This window comes from Candidatus Nitronauta litoralis, from assembly GCA_015698285.1.
In the GTDB taxonomy this organism is placed as follows: Bacteria; Nitrospinota; Nitrospinia; order Nitrospinales; family Nitrospinaceae; genus Nitronauta; species Nitronauta litoralis.
Genome location: CP048685.1, coordinates 2,058,502 through 2,073,251 on the forward strand (window position 1 = coordinate 2,058,502; position 14,750 = coordinate 2,073,251).

At 46.9% G+C, this 14,750-nt stretch carries 13 protein-coding genes; 10 read left to right on the forward strand and 3 right to left on the reverse strand.

All coding sequences use genetic code 11. The annotated features are described in order from the left end of the window. Positions 1-26: 26 nt before the first annotated feature. From G3M70_09460 to nadD, 3 genes are all read right to left on the reverse strand, one after another. Positions 27-407, reverse strand: a complete 381-nt coding sequence (locus G3M70_09460) for a TraR/DksA family transcriptional regulator (protein QPJ62084.1) — start codon at positions 405-407, stop codon at positions 27-29. Between the two features lie 120 nt (positions 408-527). Further along, positions 528-881 carry a ribosome silencing factor gene (gene rsfS, locus G3M70_09465; GenBank protein QPJ62085.1) on the reverse strand — a complete coding sequence of 118 codons (354 nt, stop codon included), beginning with the start codon at positions 879-881 and terminating at the stop codon, positions 528-530. A gap of 18 nt (positions 882-899) precedes the next feature. After that, a complete protein-coding gene (gene nadD, locus G3M70_09470; GenBank protein QPJ62086.1) occupies positions 900-1,565 on the reverse strand; it encodes a nicotinate (nicotinamide) nucleotide adenylyltransferase in 666 nt (221 codons plus the stop codon). A gap of 350 nt (positions 1,566-1,915) precedes the next feature. Here nadD and G3M70_09475 point away from each other — a divergent pair, with 350 nt between their 5' ends. The 10 genes from G3M70_09475 (at position 1,916) to G3M70_09520 (ending at position 14,674) form a co-directional block, all read left to right on the forward strand. Beyond that, positions 1,916-2,725 carry a class I SAM-dependent methyltransferase gene (locus G3M70_09475; protein ID QPJ62087.1) on the forward strand — a complete coding sequence of 270 codons (810 nt, stop codon included), beginning with the start codon at positions 1,916-1,918 and terminating at the stop codon, positions 2,723-2,725. Between the two features lie 658 nt (positions 2,726-3,383). Then, on the forward strand, positions 3,384-3,743 hold the full coding sequence (locus G3M70_09480; protein QPJ62088.1) for a type II secretion system protein: 360 nt from the start codon (positions 3,384-3,386) through the stop codon (positions 3,741-3,743). Between the two features lie 539 nt (positions 3,744-4,282). Further along, entirely contained in the window at positions 4,283-4,663 is a 381-nt protein-coding gene (locus tag G3M70_09485; GenBank protein QPJ63775.1) for a prepilin-type N-terminal cleavage/methylation domain-containing protein, read from the forward strand. A gap of 70 nt (positions 4,664-4,733) precedes the next feature. After that, entirely contained in the window at positions 4,734-6,995 is a 2,262-nt protein-coding gene (locus G3M70_09490) for a DUF2723 domain-containing protein (GenBank protein ID QPJ62089.1), read from the forward strand. Between the two features lie 26 nt (positions 6,996-7,021). Beyond that, positions 7,022-7,975, forward strand: a complete 954-nt coding sequence (locus tag G3M70_09495) for a glycosyltransferase family 2 protein (GenBank protein ID QPJ62090.1) — start codon at positions 7,022-7,024, stop codon at positions 7,973-7,975. A gap of 74 nt (positions 7,976-8,049) precedes the next feature. Beyond that, on the forward strand, positions 8,050-9,732 hold the full coding sequence (gene nadB, locus G3M70_09500; GenBank protein QPJ62091.1) for an L-aspartate oxidase: 1,683 nt from the start codon (positions 8,050-8,052) through the stop codon (positions 9,730-9,732). 63 nt (positions 9,733-9,795) lie between these two features. Continuing rightward, entirely contained in the window at positions 9,796-12,192 is a 2,397-nt protein-coding gene (locus G3M70_09505; protein QPJ62092.1) for a DNA translocase FtsK, read from the forward strand. A 67-nt stretch (positions 12,193-12,259) separates the two neighbouring features. Next, positions 12,260-13,075, forward strand: coding sequence for a TIGR02281 family clan AA aspartic protease (locus G3M70_09510; protein ID QPJ63776.1), 816 nt, complete (start codon positions 12,260-12,262; stop codon positions 13,073-13,075). 21 nt (positions 13,076-13,096) lie between these two features. Next, a complete protein-coding gene (locus G3M70_09515; protein ID QPJ62093.1) occupies positions 13,097-13,930 on the forward strand; it encodes a hypothetical protein in 834 nt (277 codons plus the stop codon). A 6-nt stretch (positions 13,931-13,936) separates the two neighbouring features. After that, complete coding sequence (locus G3M70_09520; GenBank protein QPJ62094.1) at positions 13,937-14,674, forward strand: 1-acyl-sn-glycerol-3-phosphate acyltransferase; 738 nt, start codon at positions 13,937-13,939, stop codon at positions 14,672-14,674. The last annotated feature ends 76 nt before the right edge of the window (positions 14,675-14,750 follow it).

Below are 14,750 nucleotides of genomic sequence, written 5' to 3' on the forward strand. Positions count from 1 at the left end.
AACATCCTCCCTTAAACCGGTGCAATTTATTTGATGGTGTTGATACGATCAAGGTTTTGCTCTTTTTCAATTTCATCCAGGCAGGACACACAATATTGTGTAAAAGGCACCACACGAAGACGAGCCTCCGGAATTTTTTTTTCGCAACGCAAACAGATCCCGAAATCACCACTTTCAATGCGTTCAAGCGCTTCCTCGATTAATTTTAATCTCTCCCGACCCTGCTCACCCAGATTGAGGATCATTTGCCGGGTGGAAAGCCGGGCGGCCTCGTCTGTTGTATCGGCCAGCATTTCGGTGAATTCGTCCGTCTGACTGGTTTTACGATTTTTTTCGACGTCCCCTAATAGTTCGTTTCTGAGTTCAATCAGGGCAAATTTCAACTTCTCGATTTTTTTCAAATTCATAAAAACACTAACACTCCTATAATTGGTCGCTCACTTCAATTACCAACTCCTTAAATGGCATCCCATCCCACAAAAAATGGAGGCTTGGTAACAGACTATTCCCTGTAGTTATCTGGAAAACTATCCATTAACTTCAGCGACAATGGGTACATCTCCCCAAAGTCGTTCAAGGTCATAATATTTCCGGACATCTTTTTTGAAAATATGAACAATAATGTCCACAAGATCAAGAATAACCCAATTTCCTGAGTTATAACCCTCAACAGAAACCACCTTGTGTGGGGTTCCTACGGTTGCTTCGAGAATGGCATCAGCGATGGCCTGAACCTGAACATGGGTTTTGCCACTACAGATCAGAAAGAAATCCGTAAGGTCCGACCGATTGCGAAGGTCCAAAACGAGGATGTCAGTTGCTTTTTTTTCGGAAGCAGCGTTGACCGCCAGCCGGTTTAGTTCACTTAGAGGCTCGTTCATGAACCTGAGGAAAGAGAGTCATGAGTACAATTGATGGTCCATAATATATTGAACAACCGGGGGGGGCAACATCTTTTTAATCGAAGGTTTCTGGACGAATTCCCGTCTGATATTGCTTGAAGAAAGGTCAACAACCGGTTTCGAAAGAAAATAAATTTTGTGGTCCGACCTTCCCGTGGTTATGGAGTTCACCCCTTTTTCGGGTATTAATGGGAAGGCCGAATGTTTAGAGTTTATTTTTAGATTAACCAGGGTGTCTTCAAGGTCATCTATCTTATAGCCGGGTCTTGGTGCCACAATCAGGTCTGCCAGGTCCAGGATCTGGTCGAAATTTTTCCAGCCCGGCAAATCGAGGAAAGTATCGAGGCCCATTATCCAGAACCAACGGGTATCCGGTTCTTCCCGATGAAGTTCTTCAAGGGTTTGGCAGGTATAAGAGTTCCCACTTCGCTTTAGTTCCAGATCACTGAGTTCGAATCGATCATCTCCTTCAATGGCAATTTTCACCATGGCGACCCGGTGCCCAGAAGGGGTTGTGGATTCGTTGGATTTGTTGGGTGACTTAAAAGCGGGAATAAAGCGGACTTTATCCACTTTAAATTGATTCAATACCTCCTGGGCCACTGCAATATGTCCCATATGAATGGGATCAAAGCTTCCTCCGAATAATGCGACTCGTCTCATGCTGGACTGTTTAGATTGTGTTTGGCGGTAAATTTAAGCCCTGGCGTTCTTTAGACACTGATTTGCTTAGATAATTTAGAAGGTTTACATTTAAAAATCAAATAACTTGAAAAACCCTTAGTTAAAGTTGAGGGTTTCCGAATTTGGAATTACATGTCATCACTAATATGAGAGAAGGTTATAAAGTAAAATTAAAATATTAAAAAATCAATTTTTTTGATCCTTTAACAATAAATGTAAATGTTGAATTGTTAAAATTTTTATTGTTATTTCTGAGGGTTCTTTTGATAAAACAAGATTGAAACTTTTTTGCCCAAACTTTTCTCTGTTAGTTTTTGAAGGTAAGATTGTTGAAAAAGAAATTTTACAAATCGGTTATCGAAAGACTCCTGCTGGAATCCAAAGTCGATGTTTCCATGAGTACCCTGGTTATTTGTGGTGATGAATTCGATAAAGCAGTTTTCAAGGATTTGGGTTTTTCAAACGTAACAATATCCAATCTGGATCAACGGAATACCCCTGACTATTATAGTCCATACAAGTGGATGTTAGAGGACGCTGAGAACTTATCATTCCCTGACAATGAATTTGATTTAGTTGTCGTTCATGCCGGGTTGCACCATTGCCGTTCCCCGCACAAGGCTTTATTGGAGATGTACAGAGTTGCACGAAAAACCGTCCTGGTTTTTGAGACGAGAGATAACTTTCTGGTCAGGTTAGGAAATAAAGTTGGATTGGTTTCAGACTACGAAGTTGAAGCAGTCGTAGGTAATAATAATCAATCTGGAGGGGTGCGCAATACAGAGATACCAAACTTTATATACAGGTTTCGTGAGCGGGAGGTTTTCAAAACAATTCAGTCCTTTGCCCCCGAATTTAAACATGAAATCAAATATTTTTATGGATTGAATATGCCCCTGGAGCGCTTGCGTGTGCATAAAAACAAGGCCCTGGTATGTTGCGCATTTTTAAGCTACCCCTTTGTAAAACTATTGACATGGCTTTTCCCTAAACAATCCAACCTTTTCTCATTTTCCATTTCCAAACCCGACAAAGCAAAAGACCATTGGCCCTGGATCTCTTTAAATGCTGGATCACCCACTCTAAACGTAGGTTGGTGCGAAAATCGGTTTTTAACAGAAAATATGGAAAAGCAGTAATTGGGTCAGGCGCCTGGTTAACAAATAACTCCCAGAACCAAACAGCCCAGTTGTTGATACAAGGTGAAAAGGCTTTGGTTCCCGTTCCATTTCGTATTTTTTATAGCGCTAATTAGGTATAAGTGATTGTCCCACCAGGGACTTGATCCTGAGTAATGAAATTCATCCCTGAGAAAACTATTAAGGAAGGTTGTTTTTTTTGAATTAACACCTTACGGGATTCTCGTGTTGCACCCTTTGAAAAAGATGTTTTAACTCCTGGACGCTCTGCAAGCTTGAAAACTTAAGCCTCTGGTAACAAAACAATTAATGTTTTGTCTGCTCCCCGGCCATTCCCTTGCGTTTCCCACAAATATTGATCTTGCACTTAATGAAAGAAGATTTCTTTTAAAAAAATAAAAAGGCCTATAGACCTCGAACATTTTTAAATTCCCGCCTGGGAGTGGACAAAAAGTGTCTGTTTTTAAGGGGTTAGGGGGTGGTGTGGGTTCATTGATGGGAACAATGTTTTTAATGAAAAAATGAATTTCATTGATTTTTTATACTTTAAATGGAAGTTGAATTTGGGAACGGGGTCCTGGTATTCATCTTGCTCTTTAAAATATTTATAAAAAGCGTTACTTTGTAATAATAAACTTTATGGCAGGTAGGGGTCACCATGAAGGAAAATCGGGAAACAGGGTTTACTCTGATAGAGTTGCTGGTGGTCATTGCTATTATTGGCATTTTAACTGCTATCGCCATCCCCCAATTTAATGCCTATAAAATCAGAAGTTATGATGCAAATGCCAAAAGCAGCTTGAGACAGTTGTTTATGGCCTGTAAATCCTATTGGATTGATAGCGATTCACTTCAAAACTGCACCGTTGCTGTAGCCAGTATCCCCACCTATGGATTTATTCCATCAGCTGGAGTGACCCTGGTTCCAGTAGGAAATGAAAGTAACTTTTCCGCTTCCGCCCAGCACATTTCCAGTCCCAACTCCTTTTCGGTAGACTCCACTGGAACCGTACGGTAACCCCCTTCCCAACTCCTGATCCAGTGTTTTTTTCTGTAGCTCATTGTTTTAAAATTACTTATCTATTTTCAGGGCGCTGGCGATATTTCGTCTGAGTTCAGGGATGTTTCAGAAAAATGATTTGTCATGTTTTGTAAACAGTCCCTCCGTTGTTAGAAAGAATTTAGTCATACTGATTCGAAAAAGACAGGTTCCCCTTTTAAAAACAATATTTTACTTTATTTATCTGTTGTGTTTTGAAAGCCAGATGGCTCCAGTAAGTTCGGCGTGGACCCAATATTGTCAGGCTGACTAACAAAATTTGTCAGTTTTTACAGGAACGACTTTGTCCCCCATTCAGGTTAAGAAATTTTAACTCTTTATTTTAGAAGAGTTTGTGTGTTTTTTTCGGTGTTTTTTTATTGTGGTTATTGTTTTTGGCACACCGCTTGCTTTAAACAGATCAAATACGGAGCTCAAGCAGGTCACCCTGATTAGCTAAATAAAAAGAGAATTAGACAACCATGACACACCAACCAAAAAATCGAAGGAGAAACAAAATGTTGAAACGAGACGAAAAGGGTTTTACCTTGATCGAACTGCTCATCGTAATCGCCATCATCGGTATTCTGGCTGCTATCGCTATTCCGCAGTTCAACCAGTACAAACAGCGTGCATACCTGACCACTACCAAAAACGATCTGCACAACCTCTATCTGGCATGTAAAGCGTTCTGGATTGATAATGGTGGTGCAACAGCATGTCCGGTACCTGGTGCTAACGGCGCGGGAACCTTGCAGAACTCTTTTGGCTTCAACCAGTCTGCTGACGTGACCATCGCGATCACGACTGCTACTGAGACTGCTTTTGTTGCCACGGGTACTAATGCAAACGTACCGGGAACAACCAATACCATCAATGCTTCTGGTAACATTTCCTAAGTCTTCTGAACTTTCCTGAAAAGGGAATTACTCGCCGCCCCACCTCAAAAGGGTGGGGCGGTTTTTTTCTATGCCTACAGCCCATCAAATTCGTCCGGTTTTCTTTCTGATCCTTTTTATCTGGGCCTGGTATCTCATCACTATTGCTCCTTCTGTACTCTTTTTTGATTCACCCGAATTTATCAATACAGCCTTTGCTCTTGGAATCAGCCACCCTGCTGGTTTTCCCCTTTATAATTTACTGGCAAAAGGCTTTACTCTGGCCCCTATAGGCTCAATCCCCTTCCGGGTTAATCTGTTTTCCGCTGTTTCTTCTCTGGCGGCACTGGGACTTGTCGCCTGTGCTGGAATCGCTTTATTAAGAATCCTGTTTCCGGATCGAAACCGCGAACTAATTGTGTGGTCCGTTGTGGTGCCGACGGGCTATCTGGCAATCAGCAAACCTTATTGGCTGCAAAGTCTTCAGGCGGAAGTCTATACCCTTCACGTTGCCTTAACAGCAGGGCTCATCCTCTTGATGTTTCTTTGGAAGCTCCGTGATGATGTGCGCTACCTCTACGGCGCAGGACTCCTTTTCGGCTTGAGTGCGGGGAACCATGCTACGGTCGCTTTTTATTTGCCTGCCGTTCTGGTTTTGTTTTTCTGCTGGTGCCGGGAAAATCGATGGACTCATCTGGCCCGTTGTATCTGTCTATTTCTTCTGGGGCTTTCGATTTACGCGTATTTGCCACTCCGGTCAATTAATGAACCCTCGTTTGATTTTGGAAATCCGGAAACCGTCGATGGTTTTTTCTATCAGGTGACAGACCGCAGGCATTCCTATTACCATTTCCGGGTTTTTGATATGGGTTCCTCGGAATCAAGCCAGCAGGAAGGGCCTACATTGTCCCAGCAGGCGAAAGAAGCTGCGGACAAAATATCTTTTAAAGCAGGGTTAATGGCTAAACGGCTTTACCAGAATATTGCCGGACACCTTTCCTGGGTCTGTTTTATCGGTTTGTTTGTTGGAGGGGTTCTTTGTTACAAACGGTCACGTCCCATTTTTGTTTTTTTACTGGTGATAGCAGGATCTAATTTTGCATTTTTTTTCAAATGGGGCCGGGAAAGTATATTTCCCACTTACGTTGTCGCCTGCCTGATGGCCGCCGTAATGCTGGCTTATTTTCTGGATGCCCCCTGGTCATCACCCGAGCCTAAAACTGGGAAGGAAGATGAAAACCAGGAGGGAGAGCAGGCCGCTGGATTTCGATGGAAACCTATTGTCTGGGCAGTGCTGGTGTTGATGATTCCCTTTAACACCATCAGGAATCTGGTCTGGGTTGACCTGGCCGATATCTACAGTGGCGATGCCTTAATGAAAAAGTTTTACCTCAAGCTGGAAAATAACAGCCTGTTTTTACCGGGTATGAGCTGGTTCTATTATTACTACCTCCAGGATGTCGAACGTTTACGGGATGATATTATAGCAGTTCCCGCCTGGGACCTTGTTGGCGAAAACCCGCCGGGAATGCTGACATCGAGGCGTTATCCTGATTTAAAATTTCCTCCACCAGCAGCTTTCGATTTTTCCAATATGGAAAACAATGCAGCTTACAACCGTGCTTTTCTCGAATTGAACAGGGAAAACTATCCCGTCATTCTCGAACACAACCCTATCTATTTTGACAGGACGGGGTTGGAATCTGATTTTATTCCCAGCCGGGTTTTATTTGCCAGATATTCTCCCGGCACGACAAAAAGCGAAGACTTTTCGGGAATGAACGGCTGGCAGGAGTTTACCTACTGGACGGGAAAAGAAATTGAACGCTCTTTTGAAGAAGAGAACCGTCTGCAAGGGGTAGAGGGACTGGGTTGGGGCAATATGCCCAAGATGATGTTGATGGGGACCATCACGTATGCACGCGATACAAAACGGTATCCGCTTGAAGCAGAGGCTTTGAGTCTGCAGGTTAATAAGTTTACAGGTGAGACGGCCCCGTTTTATTGGCAATGGCTTGAAAACAGGCTTCACTTGAATAAACCCAAAGAAGCGGAAGCCGCATTCAAGGCTCTTGAAGAAAAATTTCCGGAGGCCTATGAAACTCAACTTGCCCGTGGGAGAATGGCCGAAAGGTCCGGCCTGAATGATCAGGCGGTTTCCCATTTTCTACAGGCGGCTCGAATGAAACCGCCAGCCTTGCAGCCGCATCTGGAACTGGCGGGTCTTTACGCCCGAATGAATAATTCTGAAGGAGTGCAAAAGGCTCTGGATGATGCCAGGAAGCGCATCGTCACTCTTCGGGATCTGGCTCAGCTTAAAGAGCGAGTGGCCGAAATAAAGAAACGTTCCTGAATGTCTCCACAAGGCGAGGTGGTCCCTTGTACCAAGAGAAAACAGTTGCGGTATTGATTCCCGCCTACAATGAAGAAAAATTGATACGCCAGGTCATGGAAACTCTTCCGGACTGGGTAGATCACATTGTTGTAGTTGATGATCGCAGCCGGGACAAAACGGTAGAAAAAATCCGGGAGTTCATGGCAGAAGACTCCCGGGTTCAATTGATCGAACACGAGAAAAACACCGGGGTTGGCGGTGCTCTGGAGACAGGCTACCGGGCCTGCAGGGAAGCGGGTTACGATATTACCGTTGTCATGAACGGCGATGCCCAGATGCACCCGGATGATTTACCGGCGATTGTCAAACCACTGGCAGAGGGACGCGCCGACTACGCAAAGGGAAATCGCCTGTTGCATGGAGAAGCCTGGCGCATCATTCCCCGCGTGCGTTATCTGGGAAACGCAGTGCTTTCGCTGCTCACCAAAATCGCCAGCGGTTACTGGCATGTGGCCGATTCACAATGTGGATTCACTGCAATCAATAAAGAAGCCCTCGCTGTTCTCGATATCGACCCTCTATTCCCCCGATACGGTGTACCTAATGACATCCTGGTAAAGCTCAATATTGAAAGTATGCGGGTGAAGGATGTGCCGATCAGACCGGTTTACGGTGTCGGAGAAAAATCCAAAATGAAAATCAGTAAGGTGATCCCCGATATCTCCATGCTGCTGCTGCGTCTTTTTATCCGACGCCTTGTTTCAAAATACGTGATCCGGGATTTTCATCCGCTGGTGTTCTTTTACGTCTTCGGATTGCTGACCTTTCCACCCGGTTTTGCCAGCGGACTTTACTATTTTTTCTATCGCTTGTTCATTGGCAAGGTCACACCTGTGACCGCTCTTTTTGCGGCTTTCCTGACCCTGATGGGGCTCATGTTCCTTTTGTTCGCCATGATGTTCGACATGGAACAGAATCGGAACCTGAAAGGGGATTGAGCCAGCCCCTCCCAAATCGCCCGGGGACCTCAATATCTTATTGAATTATAAGGCTTTTAGTGTAAGATGATGGCATGCAATATTCCCATGATTTCATCGTTATTGGCAGCGGAATCGCTGGGCTCACCTACGCTCTTAAAATCTCCGAGTTCGGATCGGTAGCCCTCATTGCCAAGGATGCCCTGGAGGAAGGGGCAACCCGATATGCCCAGGGGGGGATCGCCTCCGTCATGGCTGATGATGATTCATCGGACCTCCATGTTTCAGATACCCTGGAAGCAGGACGCGGCCTGTGCAAGGAAGATGTGGTGCGCTGTATCATAAAAGAGGGGCCGGCTCATATACGAGACCTCATCGACCTGGGAGCCCGCTTTAATCGCAATCCAGACGACAGCTATGCCCTCGGAAAGGAAGGCGGACATTCCAAACGCCGCATTCTGCATGCCGGAGACCTCACCGGTTGGGAAATAGAGAGCACACTCATCCGGGCAGTCCGCTCTAAACCCAATATCGAAATTTTTACCCACCACATGGTGGTCGACTTCATCACCCGCGCCAATCTGGATCCGAAAATCACACCGGGTGAAAAGGACGATGAAGTTCTGGGACTGTACGCACTTTCGGAAGAGAGTGGTGAGGTCAATATATTTGTTGGCAAGGCAACCCTTCTTGCTACCGGAGGTGCCGGGAAAGTTTATCTCTATACGTCCAACCCGGACACCGCTTCGGGAGACGGGGTTTCCATTGCCTGGCGTGCCGGTGTAAAAATTGCCAACATGGAATTTTTCCAGTTTCATCCAACCTGTCTTTATCACCCGCAAGCCAAATCGTTTTTAATTTCCGAAGCAGTAAGAGGGGAGGGAGCGCAGCTCATCCTCAAGAACGGTAAAACGTTCATGGAAGATTATCATCCATTGGGTTGCCTGGCTCCGCGTGATGTGGTGGCGCGTGCCATTGATTACGAGATGAAAAAAAGCGGTGATGATTGTGTTTATCTGGACGTCACCCATCTCGAAGGCTACCGCATACGCGAACACTTTCCCAATATCTACAAAACTTGTCTGAAATTCGGATTCGATATGACCCGGGAACCACTGCCTGTGGTTCCGGCTGCGCATTACATGTGCGGTGGGGTTGTGGTCGATCTTAATGGACAAACGTCACTCGGCCGCCTGTTTGCATCTGGAGAAGTGTGTTACTCCGGTTTGCATGGGGCTAACCGGCTGGCATCCAATTCTCTTCTGGAAGGACTGGTCTTGTCGCATCGGGCTGCTGCCAAAGCCCGTGAATTTGCCAAGCCAGACGCCAGGTTGGAACAATTGCAAAAGGCAATCCCCGCCTGGGATAGCGGTCATGCGGTAGACAGCGATGAATTGGTCATCGTCTCGCATAACTGGGATGAAATTCGCCGTCTGATGTGGAATTACGTTGGCATCGTCCGCACAGACAAACGTTTGCGGCGGGCCAAAAGACGGATCGACTTGTTGATGGAAGAGATCACCGAATATTACTGGAATTTTAAAATCACACGAAACACGTTGGAACTGCGCAACATTGCTGTAGCGGCGCAGTTGATCATCGCCTGTGCTCTCGAGCGTAAGGAAAGCCGTGGACTTCATTACAACCTGGATTATCCAAAACTTCAGGAAGGACCAGCCGAAGATACACTGGTGCAGGAGTTCAAGTCACGAGTGATCGTTCAACCCGAACAACAACAGCAAAAAAGTAATGTAGAAAAACCTCACAATGCAAATTAGTGAAAGATGATTGTTTTCAAAAATTGAAACGATCTTTGATCAACCTGAAACACATACATAATCATGTCAGATCAAAAACCTGAACCAACACCGTCATCACTGGGACGTGATTTTACTGGATTACTCCTGCTGGGCTTTGCCCTGTTCACACTGGTGGCGTTGACTTCTTATTCGGCTGGAGACCCCTCTTTCAACACGTTCGCTTCCAACAAGATTGAAGCTAAAAATATGGGTGGGCGTGTGGGAGCCTATCTTGCAGATGGTCTGGCCCAGTTTCTGGGAGCCGGTGCCTTTTTCTTCCCATTCATCACAGCTTTAATGGGGTGGGCGGTCATCCGCGGTCAGGCTTTTCCGCGGTGGCGGGTGGTGTTGTTTTTCGGGACCCTGTTCATGATTTCCTTCTGTGCCTTATTGAATGTCCAGTATCCCGGTGATCCCTGGTTTGGCACTGCGGCACATGCAGGCGGTATGACCGGAGCTTATACAGGACCTCATCTGATCACCTGGCTCAATCCATCTGGAGCACTATTGGTACTCGGTGTTCTGTTATTCACCTGTACCCTCGCCATGTTGAATATTTCTGTTAATGCTCTGATTGACGGTACAGCGGGATTGTTTCGTCGTGGATTCACCGGGTTGGCCAATGGTGCCAAATCTGCGGGACAGGGTTTGAAGCAGGGCGCATTTGCAACCGGGTCGCGCTTCATGGAATGGCGTAATATTTTGCGTCAGGCCAAAGAGGAACGCACCCGCTCCAGGCGACAGAATGAAGAGCCCGTGATTGTGGCGCGGACACCGGAAATTTCAAGGCCCAAACCGGAAGTTAAACCTGCCAGGAAAAAGAAAGTCGAAACCCCTGAGCCTGATTTTCCGGTTCGTGAGGAGACTCTGGTGCCGGATGAAAATTCAAACTATCAGGTTCCCCCACTGGGTTTGTTAAACGACCCGGAAGATGTGATCGACACGGCACGGATGCGTGAAGAACTGTTGCACAATTCAGAGGTGCTTGAAAACAAACTGGCGGACTTTGGGATCGAAGGAAAAGTTGTGCAGGTGTTGCCGGGTCCGGTGATTACCTTATATGAATATGAGCCTGCTCCCGGTGTGAAGGTCAGTCGAATCCTTTCCCTGACCGACGATCTTTCATTGGCCATGAAAGCCCCCAGTGTGCGTATTCTCGCGCCGGTGCCGGGCAAATCAGTGGTGGGGATTGAACTTCCCAACCCGAATCGCGAGATTGTGACCATGAAAGAAATCATGCGGTCGGATGAATTCAAACACGCATCTTCTAAAATTGCGATGGTTCTTGGCAAGGACAACATTGGCAACCCGGTAGTGCAGGATCTGGCACAGGTGCCTCACCTCTTAATGGCGGGCTCCACCGGTTCGGGGAAATCGGTTGGTATCAATGCGATGATCTGTTCGATTCTGCTCAACGCTACACCGGATGAGGTCAAACTCATCATGATCGATCCCAAAATGCTGGAGCTTTCAATGTACGACGGAGTTCCTCATTTGATTGCGCCGGTAGTGACCAATCCCAAAAAAGCGGCGTCTGCATTGCAGTGGGCGGTCACCGAGATGGAAGCGCGGTATAAGGCAATGTCCGAGACCGGGGTTCGCAACATCAAGGCCTTCAACCAGATGGTTGAAAAAATGGAAAAGGAACGGGCGGAGCTGGAGGAAAAACAATCGCGGCAAGCCAAATATAAAAAGAAAATGGGACCGATCAAACCAGGTGAGCCTGAAGCTGAAAACCCTGAGGAAGTGACCGAGGAACCTCTACCCGAAGTTCCGGCAAGGTTGCCTTATGTTGTTATTATCATCGATGAATTGGCGGACCTCATGATGGTTGCGTCAAAGGGCGTTGAAGATTGTCTGACCCGTCTCGCACAAATGGCGCGGGCTGCCGGTATCCACCTGATTGTAGCGACCCAGCGTCCTTCGGTGGATGTGTTGACCGGGATCATCAAGGCCAATTTCCCCGCCAGGATTTCATATCAGGTCACCTCGCGTGTGGATTCCCGTACAATTTTAGACAGCATGGGTGCCGAAAAACTTTTGGGTAAGGGGGATATGCTGTTTCTGCCACCGGGAACCTCCCGTTTGAGACGCATTCATGGGGCCATGGTCAGCGATGAGGAAATCAATCGGTTGCTGGAATTCATCAAAAAGCAGAGTGTGAAGCCGGAATACAATGATGATGTATTCGAGCAGGCAGCTCTGGAGGAAGAGAAGAAGGTCGAGGAGGAACAGGAGTACGATGAGCTGTACGATCAGGCTCTGGCCATTGTTGCCAAAGAACGGCAGGCCTCAATATCGATGATACAAAGACGACTTCGAATTGGTTATAATAGAGCTGCACGCATTATCGAAACAATGGAGCGCGATGAGGTCGTTGGACCTTCCGACGGCGTAAAACCTCGCGAAGTTTATGTCAATCCGATCGCTTTGGAGTAGGATTACACTATTTTGTGTTGTTGGGCTCGCTGGAGTTGCTCTATTTTCCTGGCCTGTTCAGGCAAAAATGTATAAATGGAAAGATGATAAAGGCAAGACTCACTATACCGATAGCGTCTCCAAAATTCCCGCCAAGTATCGAAAAGGCAATCAACGAAAATTCAAAACCATGAGAAGCGCCCCAACCAACTTTTCGGGTGGTGGGGGAATGAGTTCGAGAGGTGGTTCAGGTTTCAGTATTGCCATTCCCAAAACCGGTGCTGAAGTGCCACTCATTCCCATGGGCAATGGTAACCATGCTGTGCAGGTCACGATAAACGGCAGCACCAACCTTCGTTTAATGCTCGACACCGGAGCTTCCATGATGGTACTGCATCCCTCCGTCGCTCCTCAACTGGGTATCCGCAACCTCGACAAACAGCCCAAGATTGTGGTCAACACGGCTGGGGGCAAAGAGATGAACGCAATTGGCGTGTTGAATTCCGTAAAGGTGGGGCAAGCGATGGTGCCTGATGTGGAAACCACCTTTAACTCACACATGGATCCTGCAGGCGGACTTCTGGGTATGACCTTTTTGAACGATTTTCGATTTGAGATCGACCGTCAGCAAAATCTGCTAATTTTGAAACCCCTGCGTGAAGGGGCGGGAGGTTCTTACGGTGACCGACCGTTGACCTGGTGGACCGAAAAATATAAGCATTATTTTTCAGGATTGAACCGTGCCAGTTATTTCAAGTCGCAGACAAAAATCCGCAAGGAAAGAGTGGAACAGCAAAGAATGGCCACATATTACCAGGATTTGATTGACCGACTTGATCGCAGGGCCAATCAGGCCAACCTTCCTTCCCAGTTCCGGGATCCCTTTGGCAACCGCAGCCAATAATCCTTTCTCGCTGAAATTCTAATGGCAAGAGAATCTCAGCCGACTTTTTTATCTGGCCTGGGCAATGCCCTGACCCAATCAGAAATTTCGAATCCCAATGCAGCATCTCCCGTTACGATTGCTTTGCTTGGGGCGAGTAATTTGTCGCGCGGATACTGGGCGCTCAGGCATTGCCTGTGTGCTAACCTGAGGCCGCGTCGGGTGAACGTTATTGCGGCACTCGGTCCAGGTCGGGGCTATGTGGCTCGCGGTGGTCTCTGGCCTATGATTTTTCAACCCATAAATGAATGTTCAGTTTTTGACACCATAAAAAAACAACATAAGGAAGGGGATAGCACCTTTGCTTTTTTAACGGACCTTGGCAACGATTTTCTTTTCAATGTTACGGGAGAAGAGTTGATCAATGTTTTGGATATCACCTTCAATCGTTTGGAAGAAAGTGGAACGAGGATTCTGGTGACACCCATTCATCCCATTCTCATGGAGGTTTTAACACCGGCTATCTACAAAATATTGCGAACCTGGTTGTATCCTAAAAGTCGGGTCTCATTCGAACAGGTGGTCGCAGGTATCGGGGCTGTAAATGATTTTTTGGTTGAAGCCGAGGAGGCGGGACGTATCAAAAGGGTTTTAGGACTAGACGACTTTCTTGGTTGGGATTATGTTCATTATGGATGGATGCAGGCAAATCGGGCCTGGACCCTTGCGGTGGAATCGATATGTTCCAGCATTGGCGAAACCTGTAACGTTACAATGACTCGCGAGCAGATGTTCACTTCCTATTTTGAAAACGGAGTGCGGCTTGCCGGTACCGAGATGCTGCGTTGGTACCCGCGCCGTACGGACCTTTTTTAATTACGCATGACGCTACTTCGTGCGACCTTACGGTTTCTTGGATTTCTTTTAACGCAGGCGGTGTTTATTGCACTCGCCGGGCTGCTTTGTCTCATCCTCCCTTTTGGGAAAAAATGGCGATGGAGATTGGCCGCCTATTGGGGGCGAGTCTGGGCACGCACTTGCTGCACTGTCTTGAATATACGTATCCGTCAGGAGGGAGTCGGTTTATCTAAAGGGCCAGTGTTGATGGTCTCGAACCATATAGGCATGCCCGACGTTTTCGTGATGGGTTCTTTATTCCCTGGTTTTTTTGTTGCGAAGCTGGATGTACGAAAATGGCCTCTAGTAGGATGGATGGCAGGAGTAGGGGGAGCAGTTTTTGTGGATCGCGACCGACGTCAATCCACTGGAGGTTTGGTTGACCAGATGGTGGTGAGGTTGGAAGAAGGCATTACCGTCCATCTTTTCCCCGAAGGAGGCGCGATGGATGGATCTGCCATTGCTCCCTTTAAAACACCACCCTTTGAAGCGGCACTCCGTGCCGAGGTTCCGGTTCAACCTGTAGTTTTGGAATACCACGATAACAACAAGCCCTCTGTAGCCTGCTGGCATGAGATCACTTTTACCCGGCATCTCCTCAATATCCTGAAAGCACCCCGGCTTGAGGTCACGGCGTGCATCCTCCCTACGGTTTCTGGTTTCGAGAAACGCCGCGAATTGGCGGAGGAGGTGCGAAAATCGATGATCTCCAGTGAACAGTAAAAATCAATATCTGGGTAGTTAAAATTTGTCTGCAGGACGATTAAATTCTGTTTTCCCCATTAAATGGTGCTGTATA